Raw genomic sequence first — 18,351 nt, forward strand, 5'->3', positions numbered from 1 at the left:
AAACGGCAGCGTGCGTCGCGCGACGCGCTGGCGACTTCCCGCGTCGCCATGCAACGTGGCGACGCGATTCCGTCAGAACGCCATTCGCGATCGGCCGGCATGCGTCAGGCCGCTTCGGCGCGCTCTTCCTCTTCTGCTTCCAGCATCGCCTTGACGATCAGGTAGACGGCCGGCAGGTCGTCGTCGTCGCGACGCCAGTCGACCGGTTCCTCGACATCCGCCGCGACCAGCCGGCTGTCGCGCAGGCGGATGAACGCGTCGACGACCGTCGGATCGTTGCGGCTCAGGAAACCGGTATTCGAGAACGCGAGTTCCTCGACGTTCAGCAGCGCCTGCCAGCTCATCGTGCGGACGGCGGCCGGATGGGTGCGGCGCCGCAGGCCGAGCGCGCGTTGGGCGGGGCCGCCGACGACACGCTGCAGGTCGACGACCGCCCGCTGCGCGGCGCGTTCGAAGTGGGCGGGGTTGAAGCCGGGTTGCTCGGGATCGAATGCGGATGACTGGAACATGGTCGCCTCACAAAAGTCCGTCCGTCATGGGTGACGGAATTCGGGTCAAATGGTGCAAAAGTACTGTAAATATATACAGTGTTAGAGGCGGTTTCAAGTCCTGAATGCATGTCTGTTTGCCGGCACCGGGTCGAGCGCGGCGGCGGCGGTGGCCGACGCGCGCACCGAGCGGCTTTCGCGAACGGCTTACACCGACGCCGCGATCGTCTCGCGCAACCACCGATGCGCGGGATCGCGGTGCACGCGCTCGTGCCACAACATCGACATTTCATAGCCGGGAACGCGAACGGGCGCTTCCACCACGCGCAGCGCGGGCACGTCGCGCACCAGACGCTCGGGCAGCATCGCGACGAGATCCGTGCTGGCGACGGCCGACATCACGAACAGGAAATGCGGAACGGACAGCACGACACGCCGCGCGGCGCCCGCTTTCGCGAGGGTTTCATCGGTCACGCCGAAGAAGCCGCCGCCGTCGGGCGACACGATCACGTGTTCCAGCGCGCCGAACTGCGCGAGCGTCGGGCGCCGCTTCAGCTTCGGATGACCGGCGCGGCCGACGAGCACGTAGCGCTCGATGAACAGCGGCAGGCGCCGCATCCCTTCCGGTGAACCTTCCGTCGTGTGGAAGGCCAGGTCGATGCCGTTTCGCTCCGCGTCCTGCTCGATGCGCGGTGGCACGAGCTCGACGACGGCGACGCGCGTCGCGGGGGCGGCCGACCGCAGCGTGTTCAGCGCGGGCAGGACGATCGTCGATTCGCCGTAGTCGGTCGCGGCCACGCGCCACGTGTTCGTCGCGGTTGCCGGATCGAACGGCGTGGCCGTCAGCACCGCGCGTTCGACCGCGTCGAGCGCGTCACGCAGCGCCTCGCGCAACGTTTCCGCCCGCGCGGTCGGCCGCATGCCGCGCGGTCCGGGCAGCAACAGCGGATCGCCAAAGAAATCGCGCAGTTTCTGCAACTGCACGCTGACCGACGGCTGCGACATGTTCAGTTTTTCGGCCGCACGCGTGACGTTGTGCTCGGCGAGCAGCACGTCGAGCGTGACCAGCAGGTTCAGATCCAGTCGTCTGAGATTGTTCATGGCTATACCTGGAATATCAGGAATTCATTTCAAATATACCTTTGGCGACGGCATCCTGCAGTCATTCAATCAACGGAGTGACGAACATGAATGTGCTGATCGTTTATGCCCATCCGGAACCGCGTTCGCTGAACGGCGCGCTGCGCGACTTTGCCGTCGAGCGGCTCGAAGCGGCGGGGCATAGCGTGCAGGTGACGGACCTGTATGCGATGAACTGGAAGGCCGCGTTCGACGCGAACGACGTGACGGATCGCACGCCCGACGCGCGTTTCAATCCGTCGCTCGACTCGAAGCACGCGTTCGCGACGGGCACGCAAAGCGAAGACATCGCGCGCGAACAGGAAAAATTGAAGTGGGCCGACGCGGTGATCCTGCAGTTTCCGCTGTGGTGGTTTTCGATGCCGGCGATTATGAAGGGCTGGGTCGAGCGCGTGTATGCGTATGGTTTTGCATACGGCGTCGGCGAACATTCCGACCTGCACTGGGGCGACCGTTACGGCGAAGGTTCGCTTGCGGGCAAGCGCGCGATGATCGTCGTCACGACGGGCGGCTGGGAGTCGCATTACAGCGCACGCGGCATCAACGGGCCGATCGACGACGTGCTGTTTCCGATCCAGCACGGGATTCTCTATTACCCCGGCTTCGACGTGCTGCCGCCGTTCGTGATCTACCAGACGCACCGGATGGACGACGCGCGCTTCGATGAAACGCGTGCTGCGCTCGGCGAACGTCTCGACGAACTGTGGACCGCGCAGCCGATTCCGTTCCGGCGGCAGAACGCGGGCGACTACGATATTCCGGCGCTGACGTTGAAGGCGGAGATCGCGCCGGGGACGGTGGGGTTCGCGGCGCATCTGGCGCAGGAGCGGTGATCGTCGCCGCATCGTCGTGATGCGGGTCGATACCTGGACGGGACAGCTGCAAAACGACACGGGCGACCGGCGAGAAAATCGCCGGCCGCCCGTGCCGTACTCTTCGCGGCCGTTCAGTCGCGCCGCGCGTCGCGTTCACTTACCGATCATCCTCCCGCACCGAAGACGGATGCCGGCACAGCGCCCGCACTTCCATCTCCATATACGGAAACAACGGCAGCTGACTCAACACGTCATGCAGTTGCTGCACGCTTTCGACGTCGAAAATACTGACGTTCGCATACTGCCCCGCGATCCGCCACAGATGCCGCCAGGTCCCTTCGTTCATCAGCCGCTGGCACATCGCCTTCTCTTCGGCCTTCAGCGTGGCCGCCTTGACCGGATCCATGTCCGCCGGCAGACGGACGGTCATTTCCACATGAAACAGCATCCTGCGCTCCTTGCGTTGTCGATTCGTCGAACGGGACCGCTCAGGCCTGTGCACGCGCCCGCTCGACTTCGCTCGCCGGCACGTCCTGCTTGTCCTTGAGCAGCGAGAAATCGAAGTCGATCAGCGCGAACTGCCCGTCGATGCCATACGGCTTGCCTTCCGCGCCCTCGGCCTGCTTGATCTTCGGGATCAGCCCCTCACGGGTCGCGAATGCGAAGTCGTCCCAGATGTGCGGATCGCCTTCGATGTTGATCTGCGTCGTCAGCTTACGATATCCGTCCGCGGAAACGAAGAAGTGGATGTGCGCCGGACGATGGCCGTGACGGCCGAGCTGGTCGAGCAGTTGCTCGGTCTTGCTGCCCGGCGGCACGCTGTAGCCGACCGGCAGCACGCTGCGGAAGCTGTAGCGGCCCTCGGCATCGGTGCGGATCGAGCGGCGCAGGTTGAACGCCGGCTGCGACTGGTCGAAGTACGAATAGTTGCCCAGATGGTTCGCGTGCCACACCTCGACGAGCGCATTCGCGATCGGCGCGCCGTCCTGACCGAGTACCTGACCGCGCATGATCAGCGTCTGGCCCGGATCGGTGCCGTCGTCGAGACGCGCATGGCCGACCGATTCCGGCGCGCCCGCGACGTACAGCGGCCCTTCGATCGTGCGCGGCGTGCCGCCGTGGAAGCCGGCCTTTTCCTCGGCCTCGTCCATCCGCACGTCGAGGAAGCGCTCGAGGCCGAGGCCCGCGGCGATCAGCCCGAATTCACGGCCGGCTTCGTTCAGGTAGTTGAGCGCGGTCCAGAACTCGCTCGGCTGCACGTCGAAGTCCTCGATCGTGTAGCAGATGTCCTTCACGATCCGGTTGACGATCGCGCGCACGCGCGGGTTGCCGGGCTTTTCCGCGGCGTCGTCGAAGGTTTTCAGCAGGGCGTCGATGGCTTGCTTGTTCATCTGTGTCTCCGGTTTCGGTTGTCGTGTCATGCGGGATCAGCGGGCGTTGCGTCGCATCCGTTCGATGCGGGCCCAGTCGAAGGTGATGCCGAGGCCGGGCGTCGCCGGCAGGTGCAGCTTGAAATCCTGGTAACGCAGCGGCTCGACGAGGATCTCCTCGGTGAGCAGCAGCGGGCCGAACAGCTCGGTGCCCCATTTCAGCGAGCCGAACGTGCTGAACAGTTGCGCGGACGCCATCGTGCCGGCCGCGCCTTCGAGCATCGTGCCGCCGTACAGGTCGATGCCGGCGGCCGACGCGATCGATGCGACGCTCGCCGCACCGAGCAGGCCGCCCGATTGCGCGATCTTCACCGCGAACACGTCGGCCGCGCGGTCCTGCGCGAGTGCGAACGCATCGACGGGCCCGTGCAGCGCCTCGTCGGCCATGATCGGAATCTGCGCGAGCTGCGTGAGGCGTTTGAGCCCTGCGCGATTGGTCGCGGCGATCGGCTGCTCGACGAGGCTCACGCCAGCCTCCGCGAGTCGTGCGCCGGCCCGGATCGCGTCGGTTTCGGTCCATGCCTGGTTCACGTCGACGCGGACGTCGCCGCGATCGCCGAGCGCGCGCTTGATCGCGATCACGTGCGCGACGTCGTCGTCGACCGCGTTCGATCCGATCTTCAGCTTGAATGCGCGATGGCGGCGCGCGTCGAGCATCGCCTCGGCTTCCGCGATGTCGCGCTGCGTGTCGCCGCTCGCGAGCGTCCACGCGACATCGACCGCATCGGTGGTGCGGCCGCCGAACAGCTCGGACAGCGGCACGCCGAGGCGGCGCGCCTGCGCGTCGAACAGCGCGGTCTCGATCGCGCACTTCGCGAACCGGTTGCCCTGGAACAGCTTGCGCGCACGCGCCATCGCGGCGCCCGGGCGCGTCGCGTCCATGCCTTGCAGGAGCGGCGCGAAGTAGGTGTCGATGTTGACCTTGATGCTCTCGGGGCTTTCCTCGCCATACGCGAGACCGCCGATCGTGGTCGCCTCGCCGACACCTTCGATACCGTCCGTGCATCGAACGCGGACCAGCACGAGGGTCTGGCAATTCATCGTGGCGACCGAGAGCTTGTGGGGCCTGATCGTCGGCACGTCGACGAGCAGCGTCTCGATGCGTTCGATGGTGGCGGTAGTTGCTATCATGCGATTCCTCCTGTTGGTGCACATGGTAGGAATTCCCGCCCGGCGGCGTCCAACACTCTTTCCGACTACTTCCATACCTTCGAGGCATGAAATGGAATTGCGCCAGCTTCGGTACTTCATCGCCGTCGCGGAGGAAATGAACATCACGCGGGCCGCGGAGCGGCTGCACATGACGCAGCCGCCGCTGAGCCGCCAGCTCCAGGCGATCGAGGACGAGGTCGGGCTGCCGCTGTTCGAGCGCGGCGCGCGGCCGCTGAAACTGACCGACGCGGGCCGCGTGTTCTATGCGCAGGCGACGCGCGTCGTCGAACAGGCCGACGAGCTCGGCCCGCTGACGCGGCGGCTCGCGCAGTTGTCGGAGCGGATCGTGATCGGCTTCGTGCCGTCGACGCTCTACGGCGCGCTGCCGGACGTGATCCGCGCGTTTCGCGAGGCGCATCCGGGCGTCGAGCTGTCGCTGATCGAAATGTTCACGCTCGAGCAGCTCGGCGCGCTGAAGGGCGGGCGGATCGACGTCGGGTTCGGCCGCCTGCGTTTCGACGACGACCAGCTCGTGCGCGAGGCCCTGATCGAGGAAAAGTTGATCGCGGCGCTGCCGGTCGGGCATCCGCTCGCCGATCCGGACCGGCCGCTGACGCTCGCGGACATCGCGAACGAGACGCTGATCGTCTATCCGAGCACGCCGCGGCCGAGCTTCGCGGACCAGCAACTGTCCGCGCTGCGCGACGGCGCGCTCGTGCCGGCGGCCGTGCACGAGGTGCGCGAACTGCAGACGGCGCTCGGGCTCGTCGCCGCGCAGGTGGGCGTGTCGCTGGTGCCGGAAAGTGTGGAAGGCGTGCGCGTGAAGGGCGTCGTCTATCGGCGGCTGCCGGAACCCACGGCGACGTCGCCGATCATCATGAGCCGCCGGCTGCACGGCGAAAGCGCCGCGACGACCGCGTTCTGCGCGATCGCGCGGGAGATGATCGCGCCGGCGGCGTAGCGACGGTCGTTTCCGTATTGACTGCAACTAACGGTCAATTTCGGCGAGCCAGGCCGAATGCGGAGCCGGTATTGTGATGCAGATGTCATATGCCGCTGATGCAGGCGGGCAGCAAGCCGGCACGCTGCCTCGGCCGGCAATCGGCAAGGCGGGGAGCCCGCCTACCGCCTACCGCTTCCCGTCGAGCGTCTCCGAAGGCGATTCGCCGAACTTCTCCCGGTACGCGATCGCGAATCGCCCGAGATGCGTGAACCCGCAATCGAGCGCGATATCGGCGATCCGTCGCTCGGACACCGACCCGCGCAGCAACTCCCGCGCATGCTCGAGCCGCGTCGCGCGCAGGTATTGCATCGGGCTCATCCCGCGGAACTGCAGGAAAGCGTCGCGCAGCGTCCGCTCCGGCACGTTGGCGGCCTGGACGATATCGGCGAGCTGCAGCGGTTGCGCGTAGTGCGCGTTCACGAACTCCTGCGCGCGCCGCACGAAGCCCGGCGCGGGATCCTGGCGCGCGCTCGGCGCCGACGGCGGGTGGCCTTCGATCAGCAAATCGATCAGCAGATGCTCGAGCTGCGACGCGACGCGCGGGTTCGCGTTCGCCCGTTCGAGCAGCGCCGGCGAGCGGGCGACGAGCATCAACTGCTGGCGCCACGCGGTGAGCGCGGCATCGCTGATGTGCAGCACGGGGTCGAGCACCGCGCGCGGGTCGCCGGTCAGCGAGCCGACGGTCGCGGCATCGATGCGCAGCACGAACTGCTCGCAATCGGCGGACAGCACCGCGTCGAAGCGCTCGCCGGGCGCGCACAGCACGCCGGTCTGCCCGTCGACGCCGAGCCGGCGCCCCATCGCGTGGACTTCCGCCTGCCCGGACAGGCAGAACATCAGCAGGTAATAGCCGTCGACGGCGTCGACCTGCACGCGCATCGCGTCGCCGAACGCGATGGTGCCGATCCCGAGCCCGCCGAGCCGCACGAAATCCATATGCGACGCGCTTTGCACGCGGCCGCTCGGCAGCAGCGCATGCGGCTGCATCACGCGCGAGATCCGCTCGCGCGTCTCGTCGAGATCGCGGGATTCGAACAGCCGGTGCGCACGCAGCGCAAGCGGCTCGAACGACGTTGGGGACATGGGCATCGGCCTTGGTATGAACGACGGGCGCTTCGATCCGACGAATGGGTCGCGATCGTGCGCGGGTCGCGTGTGTCGCCATGCTAGCGCAGAAATCCGCCGAAAGTGGATATTGCGCCGCCGCAATCGCACTTTCCGGATAGACGCCGAATATTAGCTTTTCAAAAATCGCCTCCATGCAATTAACGAAACGGAACCAGAAGGAGTCCGACATGGAGCAGACAGAATCGCCCGTCGTATTCGCCGCGCGCGACGACGCGTCCGACGTGCGCTTTCCGCACGACGACGGCTCGCGCGTGCCGTACAAGGTGTTCAGCTCGCGCGCGGTCTACGATCGCGAGCAGGAACGCATCTTCCGCGGCCCGACCTGGAACTTCGTCGCGCTGGAAGCGGAAATCCCGAACGCCGGGGACTTCAAGAGCACGTTCGTCGGCGACACGCCGGTCGTCGTCACGCGCACCGAGGACGGCACGCTGTCCGCATGGGTGAACCGCTGCGCGCACCGCGGCGCGCAGGTGTGCCGCAAGTCGCGCGGCAACGCGAGCTCGCACACGTGCGTGTACCACCAGTGGAGCTTCGACAACCAGGGCAACCTGCTCGGCGTGCCGTTCCGGCGCGGCCAGAAGGGGATGACCGGGATGCCGGCCGACTTCGACCCGAAGCAGCACGGGCTGCGCAAGCTGCGTGTCGACAGCTATCGCGGGCTCGTGTTCGCGACCTTCAGCGATGACGTGGCGCCGCTGCCCGACTATCTCGGCGAGCAGATGCGTCCGTGGATCGACCGCATCTTCCACAAGCCGATCGAGTATCTCGGCTGCACGCGCCAGTATTCGAAGTCGAACTGGAAGCTGTACATGGAGAACGTGAAGGATCCGTATCACGCGAGCATGCTGCACCTGTTCCATACGACCTTCAACATCTTCCGCGTCGGGATGAAGGCGCGCTCGATTCCGGATGCGAACCACGGGCTGCACAGCATCATCACCGTGACGAAGACAGGCGACGACACGTCGGCCGCGTACAAGCAGCAGAACATCCGCTCGTTCGACGAGGGCTTCCATCTGGAAGACGAATCGATCCTCGATCTCGTGTCGGAATACGACGAGGACTGCACGAACCATATCCAGCCGATCTTTCCGCAACTCGTGATCCAGCAGATCCACAACACGCTGGTCGCGCGCCAGATCCTGCCGAAGGGGCCGGACAACTTCGAGCTGATCTTCCACTTCTTCGGCTACGCGGACGACACGCCCGAACTGCGCGCGCTGCGCATCAAGCAGGCGAATCTGGTCGGGCCGGCCGGCTACATCTCGATGGAGGACACCGAGGCGACCGAACTGGTGCAGCGCGGCACGGTGCGAGATGCGGATGCGACGTCGGTGATCGAAATGTCGCGCGGCAACCCGGACCAGCAGGACACGGTGATCACCGAAAGCCTGATCCGCAAGTTCTGGGTCGGTTATCAGAAGCTGATGGGCTATTGAAGCGGGAGCGCGGAACGATGGAAAACCTGACGGAAGACATGAAGACATGGTTCGAGATTTACATGCTCCAGAACCGCTACATCGGCCACCTCGACAACGACCGGCTCGAACACTGGCCGGAAATGTTCACCGAGGACTGCACGTACGAAATCGTGCCGAAGGAGAATGCTGATCTCGGGCTGCCGGTCGGGATCGTCCACTGCACGAACCAGCGGATGCTGCGCGACCGCGTGGTGTCGCTGCGGCACGCGAACATCTTCGAAGAGCACACGTACCGGCACATGACGTCGGGCCTCACGATCGTCGCGGAGCGCGACGGCGAGATCGACACCGAGAGCAACTACGTGGTCGTGCAGACGCGCAGCAACGGCGAATCGAACGTGTACCAGGCCGGCAAGTACTACGACACGGTCGTGCGCACGCCCGACGGGGTGCGCTACAAGAGCAAGCGCGTGATCTACGACACGTCGCGCGTGCAGACGCTGCTCGCCACCCCGATCTGACTGCGAAGGAAACGACATGACCGAAGCAACGCTCGCCGAATGGCATCCGCTGGGCGCATTCGACGAATTCTCCGAAGACGAACCGGCGGCGCGCGTCGCCGGCCAGAAGCCGATCGCGGTGTTCCGGATCGGCGACGAACTGTTCGCGATGCACGACCTCTGTTCGCATGGTCACGCGCGGCTGTCCGAAGGCTATGTGGAAGACGGCTGCGTCGAATGCCCGCTGCACCAGGGGCTGATCGACATTCGCACCGGTGCGCCGAAATGCGCGCCGATCACCGAGCCGGTACGGACGTATCCGATCCGGATCGTCGACGGTCAGGTGGAAGTCAATGTCGGCTGACCCGTTCGTGATCGTCGGCGCCGGCCACGCGGCGCGGCGCACGGCCGAGGCGCTGCGCGCGCGCGACGCCGACGCGCGCATCGTGATGATCGGCGCGGAGCGCGAGTTGCCGTACGACCGGCCCGCGCTGTCGAAGGACGCGCTGCTGGGCGACGGCGGCGAGCAGCGTGCATTCATCCGCGATGCGGCCTGGTATGACGCGCAGCGCATCGAGCTGCGGCTCGGCACGCGCGTCGACGCGATCGAGCGCGATGCGCAGCGCGTGCGGCTCGACGACGGCGCGACGTTGCCGTACGCCCGGCTCGTGCTCGCGACGGGTTCGCGCGTGCGTGCGTTCGGCGGGCCGGTCGACGAAGGCGTCGTCCCGCATTACGTGCGCACCGTTGCCGACGCGCGTGCGTTGCGCGCGCAGCTCGCGCCGGGGCGTCGCGTGGCGGTGCTCGGCGGCGGCTTCATCGGCCTCGAAGTGGCGGCCGCAGCACGCCAGCTCGGTTGCGACGTGACGGTGATCGACCCGGCTCAACGCTTGCTGCAGCGTGCGTTGCCGGAGGTCGTCGGCGCGTATGCGCGGCAACTGCATGACGCACGCGGCGTGATCTTCCAGATGGCGACGCTGCCGCGCGCGATTCGCCGCGCACCGGGCGGCGGCGCGATCATCGAGACCGATCGCGGCGACGTGTCGGCCGATGTCGTCGTGATCGGCATCGGCGTCGTGCCCAACGTCGAACTCGCGCAGGCAGCCGGCCTCGCGGTCGACAACGGCATCCGTGTCGATGCGGGGTGCCGGACGGCCGATCGCGCGATCTTCGCGGCGGGCGAGGTGACGATGCACTTCAATCCGCTGCTCGGGCGTCACGTGCGGATCGAGTCGTGGCAGGTCGCGGAGAATCAGCCGGCGGTCGCGGCCGCGAACCTGCTGGGCGCGGATGAAATCTATGCCGAGCTGCCGTGGCTGTGGTCTGATCAGTACGACTGCAACCTGCAGATGCTCGGGCTGTTCGGCGACGAGCGAACGACCGTCGTGCGTGGCGATCCCGTGAGCGGGCCGTTCACGGTGTTCGGGCTGGACGACGACGGGAAGATCGCCGCGGTGGCCGCGGCGAATCTGGGGCGCGACATCGGTGCATCGCGGCGCCTGATCGCGGCAGGCGCCGTGCCCGATCCGGCGAAGCTCGCCGATCCGGCGGTGAACCTGAAGACGTTTCTCTGAGGCAGTGCGCGAACGCGGCAGGCGCGGTCGTGTTCGCGTCGGGTCGCTGAAACGTCGAAGGAAACCTGTTCCGGGCTATCTTTCCGGCTCGCGCCTCGCGTGCGGGTTTGTCGCGGGCCGGCGATCGGTGCATATTAGCGGCATTGCCGTTTCACCGGTCGCCCATGACGCCAGACAAAGCCCTCGAACTGAAACGCAGCAAGCGCCGCGCGCTATGGCTGCTGCTGGCCGCGGTCGCGGTATTCGTCACGACGATCCTGCTGCCGCGCGGCCCGTGGGTCGACGGTTTCAAGGCGGTGGCCGAGGCCGCGATGGTCGGCGCGCTCGCCGACTGGTTCGCGGTCGTCGCGCTGTTCCGCCGCGTGCCGATCCCGTTCGTGTCGCGCCACACCGAAATCATCCCGAAGAACAAGGACAAGATCGCCGACAACCTCGCGGTGTTCGTGCGCGAGAAATTCCTCGGCCCCGACGCACTCGTCGCGCAGATTCGCCAGCACGATCCCGCACGGAAACTCGGCGCATGGCTCGGCGAGCCCGCGAACACCGACGCGCTCGGCGGCTACGTGACGAAGCTGATGAGCTTCGCGCTCGACATGACCGACGATGCGCGGATCCAGTCGTTCGTCCACGACGCGTTCCGCGCGGTGATCGACCGGATCGACCTGTCGCAGTCGGTGGGCGCGATCCTCGACACGCTGACGAAGGACGGCCGTCACCAGGCGTTGCTCGACGACGCGATCGGGCAGGTGGTCGACGTGCTCGACAAGGAAGAGAACCGTGAGGTGATCGCGGGCTTCATCGTCGAATGGCTGAAGACGCAATACCCGAAGGTCGAGAAGATCATGCCGACGCAGTGGTTCGGCGAGAACGGCGCGCGCATGCTGGCGAGCGCGGTGAGCCGTGTGCTCGAGGGCGTGGCGGCCGATCCGGAGCACGAATTGCGGCAGCGCTTCGACCGCACGGTCGTGCGGCTCACCGAGCGGCTGAAGCATGACCCGGTATTCATCGCGAAGGGCGACGAGATCAAGCGCTACATCCGCGACGGCGACGCGTTCAACGACTATGTACGCGATCTGTGGGACCAGTTGCGCGCATGGCTGAAGGCCGATCTTGCGCGGCCCGATTCGACGCTGCACCGGCAGGCCGCGACGCTCGGCGGCTGGCTCGGCGCGCGGCTCGCGGAGAGCCCGGCGCTGCGTGCGTCGCTGAACGAGCACGTCGAGAAGGCCGTGCACGAGATGGCGCCGGATTTCGCGGATTTCCTGATGCGTCACATCCGCGATACGGTGCGCAACTGGGATGCGCGCGAGATGTCGCGGCAAATCGAGTTGAACATCGGCAAGGATCTGCAGTACATCCGCATCAACGGCACGCTGGTCGGCGGGCTGATCGGGCTCGGGCTGTATCTGGTCTCGCTGGTGCCGCGCTGGGCGGCCGAGTGGTTGCATTGATGCGGGCGCGGCCGTCGCGCACGTGGCGCGCCGCCGTACGCCGCTGAATCAAGCGTGTGCCTTCGCGCCGTGCAGTTGCAGGCCGAGGGCCTTGATCACTTTCAGGATCGTGCCGAAGCTCGGATTGCCGTCGTGCGACAGCGCCTTGTACAGACCTTCGCGCGACAGGCCCGCATCGCGCGCGACCTGCGACATGCCGCGCGCGCGGGCGATCACGCCGAGCGCATGCGCGATGAAGGCCGGGTCGTCGCCGGCTTCCTGCAGACAGGCCTCGAAGTAGTCGGCCATGTCGTCGTCGGTTTTCAGGTGTTCGGCCGAATCCCACGGCCGGGTCTTGATCTTGTCCATCGATCACTCCAGGTCGAGCCGCTCGAGCATCGCGTGCGCGGCGCGGATGTCCGCCTGTTGCGTCGACTTGTCGCCGCCGCAGAGCAGGATCACCCATATCGTTCCGCGTCTGACGTAATAGACGCGATAGCCGGGGCCGTGGTCGACACGCATTTCGACGACGGGTGAGCCGGCGGATTTCCAGTCGCCCGGGTTGCCCATCGACAGACGGTCGATGCGCGCCTGGATGCGCCGCCGGGCGACGCGATCCTGCAGGCGGGCAAACCACGCGTCGAAGACGTCGGTAGTCCGGATACTGAATGTAGGCGCACTGTAGGACATGGATCGCGGTATGTCAACCATGGTTCACATGTTCGGTGAGTGGAATCGGGGTGCGTCCAACAATAGGGCCGCGCGTGCCGTTTGAGGTCGAATTGGCCGTCAGGCCGATCCTTTCGCGCGGCCGGACCCGGCCATTCGGCCGAAGTCGGAATTCCGCGAATCCGTCTACAATCAAAAACGTCCTTGCCGCCCGTGCGTGCTTGCCGCGCGCGGGCGGATCCGTTTGTCCTCCTGCACAGGGAGGCACCGCCGTGCGTTGCGCGGCGGGCAGTGCCGTGGTCACCAGTAGGTAAAGCGTCCGCGTGCCGTAGGCCGGCGCGCGTTCTGAACGTCGCGCGCTCGTAAGCCGGGCAGGCGGCATCAACCGAGAGTCCCCCATGAAAGCATCGGATCTGTTCGTGAAGGCGCTGGAAGCCGAAGGCGTCGAGTATGTGTTCGGCATCCCCGGCGAGGAAAACCTCGATCTGCTCGAATCGCTGCGGCGATCGAAGATCAAGCTCGTGCTGACCCGGCACGAGCAGGCGGCCGGGTTCATGGCCGCCACCTACGGCCGGCTGACGGGCCGCACCGGCGTGTGTCTCGCGACGCTCGGGCCGGGCGCGACCAACTTCGTGACGGCTGCCGCGTATGCGCAGCTCGGCGGCATGCCGATGCTGATGATCACCGGGCAGAAGCCGATCAAGTCCAGCAAGCAGGGGCACTTCCAGATCGTCGACGTCGTCGGCATGATGCAGCCGCTCACGAAGTTCACGCGACAGATCGTGTCGATCGGCAACATCCCGTCGGCGGTGCGCGAGGCGTTCCGTCGCGCGGAGGAGGAGCGTCCGGGCGCTGCGCACCTCGAACTCCCGGAGGACATCGCGCACGAGGAGGGCGACGGCAAGCCGATTCCGCGCAGCTACAGCCGGCGGCCGGTGGCCGAGGAGAAGGCGGTCGCGCACGCGGTCGACGCGATCCAGGCCGCGCGCCACCCGCTGTTGATGATCGGCGCGGGCGGCAATCGCAAGACGACCTGCAAGATGCTGCTCGAATTCGTCGACAAGACGGGCATCCCGTTCTTCACGACCCAGATGGGCAAGGGTGTGATCGACGAAACGCATCCGCTGTGGCTCGGCAACGCGACGCTGTCCGACGGCGACTTCGTGCACCGCGCGATCGAGCATGCGGACTGCATCATCAACGTCGGCCACGACGTGATCGAGAAGCCGCCGTTCTTCATGCGCACGGACGACAAGACCGTGATCCACGTGAACTTCCTCGGCGCGCAGGTCGATCCCGTCTACTTCCCGCAGATCGAGGTGGTCGGCGACATCGCGAACGCGGTGTGGCAGATGAAGGAGGCGATCGCGCCGCAGCCGCATTGGGATTTCGCGCGCTTCGCGATGATCAAGGAGCACTTCGACGCGCACCTGCAGAAAGGCCAGCACGACCCGCGCTTCCCGATGTATCCGGTGCGGATCGTGAACGACCTGTACAACGCGCTGCCGACCGATGGGATCGTCTGTCTCGACAACGGGATGTACAAGATCTGGTTCGCGCGCTACTGGCGTGCGCATGAACCGAACTCTCTGCTGCTCGACAACGCGCTCGCATCGATGGGCGCGGGCCTGCCGTCGGCAATCGCGACGAAGATCGTGCATCCGCAGCGCAAGGTGATCGCCGTGTGCGGCGACGGCGGCTTCATGATGAATTCGCAGGAACTCGAAACGGCCGTGCGGCTGAAGCTCGACATCGTCGTGATGATCCTGCGCGACGACGCGTTCGGAATGATCCGCTGGAAGCAGGAGAACATGAACTTCCCCGATTTCGCGATGACGTTGAAGAACCCCGATTTCGTGTCGTATGCGCAGAGCTACGGCGCGCACGGGCATCGCGTCGAAGCGGCGGACGATCTCGAGCCGCTGCTGCGCGACTGCTTCGCGACGCCGGGCGTGCACGTGATCGACGTGCCGATCGACTATTCGGAAAACGAACGCGTGCTCAACCGCGAAATCAAGCGCCTGTCTGCGCAACTCTGAATCCGCAGTTCACCGGAAGGAGCGTTCCATGCTGAAGGATACCTATCCGTACTATCTGGCCAACGAGGCCGTCTACGCGAACACCGATCTGGAAGTGACCGACAAGTTCAGCGGCAAGGTCGCGACCCGCGTCGCGCTGGCCGACGCGAAGGCGATCGATGCGGCCATCGGCGCGGCGGTCGATGCCGCGAAGCCGATGCGCGAGTTGCCGGCCTACAAGCGTCAGGCGGTGCTCGACCACTGCGTCGCGCGCTTTCGCGCGCGATTCGACGAGCTGGCCGAGGCGCTGTGCATCGAGGCCGGCAAGCCGATCAACGATTCGAAGGGCGAAGTGACGCGGCTGATCGATACGTTCCGCGTCGCGTCCGAGGAGTCGGTGCGCATCGACGGCGAGGTGATCAACCTCGAGATCTCGGCACGCGCGCAAGGCTACACCGGCTATACGCGGCGCGTGCCGATCGGCCCGTGCTCGTTCATCTCGCCGTTCAACTTCCCGCTGAACCTCGCCGCGCACAAGGTCGCACCCGCGCTGGCCGCGGGCTGTCCGTTCGTGCTGAAACCGGCGAGCCGCACGCCGATCGGCGCGCTGATCATCGGCGAGGTGCTCGCCGAGACCGACCTGCCGAAGGGGGCATTCTCGGTGCTGCCCGCGCATCGCGACGGCGCCGACCTGTTCACGATCGACGAGCGCTTCAAGCTGCTGTCGTTCACCGGTTCGCCGGCCGTGGGCTGGGCGCTCAAGGAGAAGGCCGGGAAGAAGAAGGTCGTGCTGGAGCTCGGCGGCAACGCGGCGGCGATCGTCGACGCGGACCAGCGCGAGCAGCTCGACTACGTGGTCGAGCGTCTCGCGTTCGGCGCGTATTACCAGTCGGGCCAGAGCTGTATCGGCGTGCAGCGGATCCTCGTGCATGCGGATCTGTACGACGCGCTGCGCGACAAGCTGATCGCGAAGACGCGTTCGCTGAAGATGGGCGATCCGAAAGATCCGTCAACGTTCGTCGGCCCGATGATTTCCGAATCCGAATCGCGCCGGCTGTCCGGCTGGATGGATGCGGCCGTCGCGGCGGGCGCGAAGATCGTCGCGGGCGGCAAGGTCGACGGCGCGATGTTCGAGGCGACACTGCTGGAAAACGTCGGTCGCGAACAGGACCTGTACCGCAAGGAGGCATTCGGTCCCGTCGCGATCCTCGAGAAGTTCGAGCGTTTCGACGATGCGCTCGTGCGCGTCAACGACAGCGACTTCGGGCTGCAGGCCGGCGTGTTCACCGATTCGCTCGCGCATGCGCAGCGTGCGTGGGACGAGCTGGAGGTGGGCGGTGTCGTGATCAACGACGTGCCGTCGTTCCGCGTCGACAACATGCCGTATGGCGGCGTGAAGGATTCGGGGCTCGGCCGCGAAGGGATCCGCTACGCGATCGAGGACATGACCGAGCCGCGCCTGATGGTCGTGCGGCGCCGCTAGCGCGACGGGCGGCGGCCTGACGGCACGCGGGCGGGCGATCGTGCCGGCCCGCGTGCCGTTTTCGTCTCGGCGCACGCCGACGGGCGCGGAGATGCCCGCCATTGCGTCATCGTGGCGGCACCGCGCGCCATGCTTGCCGAACGCGCTCGACTGCCTGCATCGCATCGTGATGTAATCGCGCGAATTGGCCGACCGGGGTACGACACCGGCTGGCGTGCGCATTCATTCCTCACGAGGTCGATTCATGTCCCCCGTCTCGGCATTCAAGCTGATTCTGTTGTCATTCCTCGCGATCGTCGCGCTCGAATACATCGCCAAGCGGTTGCGATTGCCGCCCGCGGCCGCGCTGCTGATCGGCGGCATCGGCATCGCGTTCATTCCTGGTCTGCCGCCGATCAACCTCGATCCGGAACTCGTGCTGCTCGTGTTCCTGCCGCCGCTGCTGATGGACGGCGCGTATTTCTCGGTATGGGAGGAATTCAAGCGCAACGTCGGCGGCATCATGATGCTCGCGATCGGCGCGGTGGTGTTCACGACGTTCGCGGTCGGTTTCGCCGTGCACTGGGTCGTGCCGTCGCTGCCGTGGGCCGCGTGCTTCGCGCTCGGCGCGATCGTGTCGCCGCCCGACGCGGTGGCCGCGAAAGCGGTGCTCGAACGCGTCGCGCTGCCGCGCCGGCTGATGGTGTTGCTCGAAGGGGAAAGCCTGTTGAACGACGCGGCGGGCCTGGTGCTGTTCCGCTTCGCGGTCGCCGCCGCGCTGACGGGCGCGTTCAGCCTCGAGCACGCGGTCGTGCGCTTCGCGGAACTCGGGCTCGGCGGTGTCGTGGTCGGCTTCCTGGTCGGCAAGCTCGTCGTGTGGTTCCTGAAGCTGCTCGATGACGACTATCTGGTGATCACCGTCGCGGTGATCGCCGGCTGGATCGCGTACATCGCGGGCGAGATGGTCGAGGTGTCGGGCGTGATCGCGACGGTCACGGCCGGCATGATCGTCGGCTGGCATCAGCACGAGGTGTTCTCGGCGGCCGTGCGCACGCGCGGCACCGCGTTCTGGCAGGTCATCGTGTTCCTGCTCGAAGCGCTGGTGTTCGTGCTGATCGGGCTGTCGCTGCGCGGTGCGATCCACCGGCTCGGCGGTTTCGAGCAGGTGCTCGCGACGATGGTCCCGCCGGTGCTCGCGGTGCTGGTGGCGGTGATCGTGTCGCGCTTCGTCTGGATCTACGCGGTCGAGGCGCTGAAGGTGCCGGTGCGCGGGATCATTCGGCGTGGTGCCGCACCCGACTGGAAGGCCGCGACGATCATGAGCTGGGCCGGGATGCGCGGGGTCGTGACGCTGGCGATCGCGCTGTCGTTGCCGGAGGCGATGCCGGGCCGCGACGTGATCCTGGTCGCGTCGTTCGCGGTGATCCTCGTCACCGTGCTCATGCAGGGCACGACGATCGGGCCGCTGATCCGGCTGCTGCGCCTGCCTCAGCGCGAGGAGCGCGCCGCGCATCACCTGACCGAGCCGCAGGCGTGGGCGCACATCGAGGCCGCGCAGCTCGCGGCGATCCAGCCGCTGGTGCGCGACGAGAGCGGCAAGGTGATTCACCCGCGCCTGCTGGAGCAATACACGTATCGCGCGGAACTGACCGAGCGGGCGAAGAACGAGCCTGCTTATCCGGCGGAGGTACGCACCGCGCACTACGACGTCGTGCTGGCCGCGATCAAGGCCGGGCGTGCGGAATTGTTGCGTCTGCATCGTTCGGGCCGCATCCACGACGAGATGCTGCACATGCTCGAGCGCGATCTCGACCTGCAGGAAGTGTCCGCGCAGCACGCGCGCGGGTAGCCGGCGGCGCGCGCGGGCCATGAACGCGCGGCCGCGCGGCCGCGTGGCCGCGCCGATCGTGTTCGTCGCGCGGTGCCGCGAGCCTTCGCGTCGCGCCGGTCCAGGCGCGGCGCACGATTTCCCCCTTCCATCTCTCCCGATTCCGCCGCTTCGGAATCCGGCCCCAGAACGTTCGACACGACGGCCTTGCAGCGCATGCAAACCTCGCGGTGCCGGCTTCGCAAACGTTATCGTCTTTCGCATCCGGAAATGATCTGATTTATCTGAATCCC

Annotated in this window: 18 protein-coding genes; 10 read left to right on the top strand and 8 right to left on the bottom strand. The window is 66.5% G+C overall.

The window, feature by feature from the left end:
* Positions 1-104: 104 nt before the first annotated feature.
* Together WS87_RS19785 and WS87_RS19790 are read right to left on the bottom strand one after the other, a co-directional pair.
* A complete protein-coding gene (locus tag WS87_RS19785) occupies positions 105-509 on the bottom strand; it encodes a DUF2471 family protein (protein ID WP_059601528.1) in 405 nt (134 codons plus the stop codon).
* Positions 510-695: 186 nt separating this feature from the next.
* Positions 696-1,589, bottom strand: a complete 894-nt coding sequence (locus WS87_RS19790; protein WP_059818714.1) for a LysR family transcriptional regulator — start codon at positions 1,587-1,589, stop codon at positions 696-698.
* A gap of 86 nt (positions 1,590-1,675) precedes the next feature.
* Between WS87_RS19790 and WS87_RS19795 the strand changes: the two genes are divergently transcribed.
* Positions 1,676-2,461, top strand: coding sequence for an NAD(P)H-dependent oxidoreductase (locus tag WS87_RS19795; RefSeq protein WP_059819610.1), 786 nt, complete (start codon positions 1,676-1,678; stop codon positions 2,459-2,461).
* A gap of 139 nt (positions 2,462-2,600) precedes the next feature.
* Here the strand turns inward: WS87_RS19795 and catC are convergent, their stop codons facing one another.
* From catC to WS87_RS19810, 3 genes are read right to left on the bottom strand one after another with little or no spacing between them, the layout of a single operon-like run.
* Positions 2,601-2,891, bottom strand: coding sequence for a muconolactone Delta-isomerase (gene catC, locus WS87_RS19800; protein WP_050017398.1), 291 nt, complete (start codon positions 2,889-2,891; stop codon positions 2,601-2,603).
* 40 nt (positions 2,892-2,931) lie between these two features.
* Entirely contained in the window at positions 2,932-3,834 is a 903-nt protein-coding gene (gene catA, locus WS87_RS19805; protein WP_059818715.1) for a catechol 1,2-dioxygenase, read from the bottom strand.
* 36 nt (positions 3,835-3,870) lie between these two features.
* The gene (locus WS87_RS19810; protein ID WP_059699810.1) at positions 3,871-5,004 is read right to left on the bottom strand and encodes a muconate/chloromuconate family cycloisomerase; all 1,134 of its coding nucleotides are present in this window, start codon (positions 5,002-5,004) and stop codon (positions 3,871-3,873) included.
* A gap of 91 nt (positions 5,005-5,095) precedes the next feature.
* Between WS87_RS19810 and WS87_RS19815 the strand changes: the two genes are divergently transcribed.
* Positions 5,096-5,986, top strand: coding sequence for a LysR family transcriptional regulator (locus WS87_RS19815; RefSeq protein WP_059531705.1), 891 nt, complete (start codon positions 5,096-5,098; stop codon positions 5,984-5,986).
* 168 nt (positions 5,987-6,154) lie between these two features.
* Here WS87_RS19815 and andR read toward each other — a convergent pair whose 3' ends face one another.
* Positions 6,155-7,111 carry an anthranilate 1,2-dioxygenase regulatory protein AndR gene (gene andR / locus WS87_RS19820; protein WP_059818716.1) on the bottom strand — a complete coding sequence of 319 codons (957 nt, stop codon included), beginning with the start codon at positions 7,109-7,111 and terminating at the stop codon, positions 6,155-6,157.
* A 212-nt stretch (positions 7,112-7,323) separates the two neighbouring features.
* Between andR and andAc the strand changes: the two genes are divergently transcribed.
* The 5 genes from andAc to WS87_RS19845 all read left to right on the top strand — a co-directional run bounded on the left by andAc (position 7,324) and on the right by WS87_RS19845 (position 12,102).
* A complete protein-coding gene (andAc, locus tag WS87_RS19825) occupies positions 7,324-8,595 on the top strand; it encodes an anthranilate 1,2-dioxygenase large subunit AndAc (RefSeq protein WP_059448779.1) in 1,272 nt (423 codons plus the stop codon).
* Between the two features lie 17 nt (positions 8,596-8,612).
* A complete protein-coding gene (gene andAd, locus WS87_RS19830; RefSeq protein ID WP_059818717.1) occupies positions 8,613-9,098 on the top strand; it encodes an anthranilate 1,2-dioxygenase small subunit AndAd in 486 nt (161 codons plus the stop codon).
* 16 nt (positions 9,099-9,114) lie between these two features.
* Positions 9,115-9,441 (top strand): anthranilate 1,2-dioxygenase ferredoxin subunit AndAb, encoded by a 327-nt coding sequence (andAb, locus tag WS87_RS19835; RefSeq protein WP_039344765.1) that lies wholly within the window; start codon positions 9,115-9,117, stop codon positions 9,439-9,441.
* Positions 9,431-10,651, top strand: a complete 1,221-nt coding sequence (gene andAa / locus WS87_RS19840) for an anthranilate 1,2-dioxygenase system ferredoxin--NAD(+) reductase (protein ID WP_059818718.1) — start codon at positions 9,431-9,433, stop codon at positions 10,649-10,651. The genes andAb and andAa overlap by 11 nt, the downstream gene beginning before the upstream one ends.
* A 164-nt stretch (positions 10,652-10,815) precedes the next feature.
* The gene (locus WS87_RS19845) at positions 10,816-12,102 is read left to right on the top strand and encodes a DUF445 domain-containing protein (protein ID WP_059531692.1); all 1,287 of its coding nucleotides are present in this window, start codon (positions 10,816-10,818) and stop codon (positions 12,100-12,102) included.
* Between the two features lie 48 nt (positions 12,103-12,150).
* Here WS87_RS19845 and WS87_RS19850 read toward each other — a convergent pair whose 3' ends face one another.
* Both WS87_RS19850 and WS87_RS19855 read right to left on the bottom strand, forming a co-directional pair.
* On the bottom strand, positions 12,151-12,450 hold the full coding sequence (locus tag WS87_RS19850) for an addiction module antidote protein (protein ID WP_006750245.1): 300 nt from the start codon (positions 12,448-12,450) through the stop codon (positions 12,151-12,153).
* Between the two features lie 3 nt (positions 12,451-12,453).
* Entirely contained in the window at positions 12,454-12,771 is a 318-nt protein-coding gene (locus WS87_RS19855) for a type II toxin-antitoxin system RelE/ParE family toxin (protein WP_107938181.1), read from the bottom strand.
* Positions 12,772-13,148: 377 nt separating this feature from the next.
* Here WS87_RS19855 and WS87_RS19865 point away from each other — a divergent pair, with 377 nt between their 5' ends.
* From WS87_RS19865 to WS87_RS19875, 3 genes are all read left to right on the top strand, one after another.
* Positions 13,149-14,789 carry an acetolactate synthase large subunit gene (locus WS87_RS19865; RefSeq protein WP_059818719.1) on the top strand — a complete coding sequence of 547 codons (1,641 nt, stop codon included), beginning with the start codon at positions 13,149-13,151 and terminating at the stop codon, positions 14,787-14,789.
* Positions 14,790-14,817: 28 nt separating this feature from the next.
* Positions 14,818-16,251: an aldehyde dehydrogenase family protein gene (locus WS87_RS19870; protein WP_059818720.1), complete on the top strand. Its 1,434-nt coding sequence runs from the start codon at positions 14,818-14,820 to the stop codon at positions 16,249-16,251.
* A 244-nt stretch (positions 16,252-16,495) separates the two neighbouring features.
* Positions 16,496-18,079 carry a Na+/H+ antiporter gene (locus tag WS87_RS19875; RefSeq protein ID WP_059531680.1) on the top strand — a complete coding sequence of 528 codons (1,584 nt, stop codon included), beginning with the start codon at positions 16,496-16,498 and terminating at the stop codon, positions 18,077-18,079.
* The last annotated feature ends 272 nt before the right edge of the window (positions 18,080-18,351 follow it).

The sequence above is a fragment of the Burkholderia sp. MSMB0856 genome (assembly GCF_001524645.2).
In the GTDB taxonomy this organism is placed as follows: domain Bacteria; phylum Pseudomonadota; class Gammaproteobacteria; order Burkholderiales; family Burkholderiaceae; genus Burkholderia; species Burkholderia diffusa.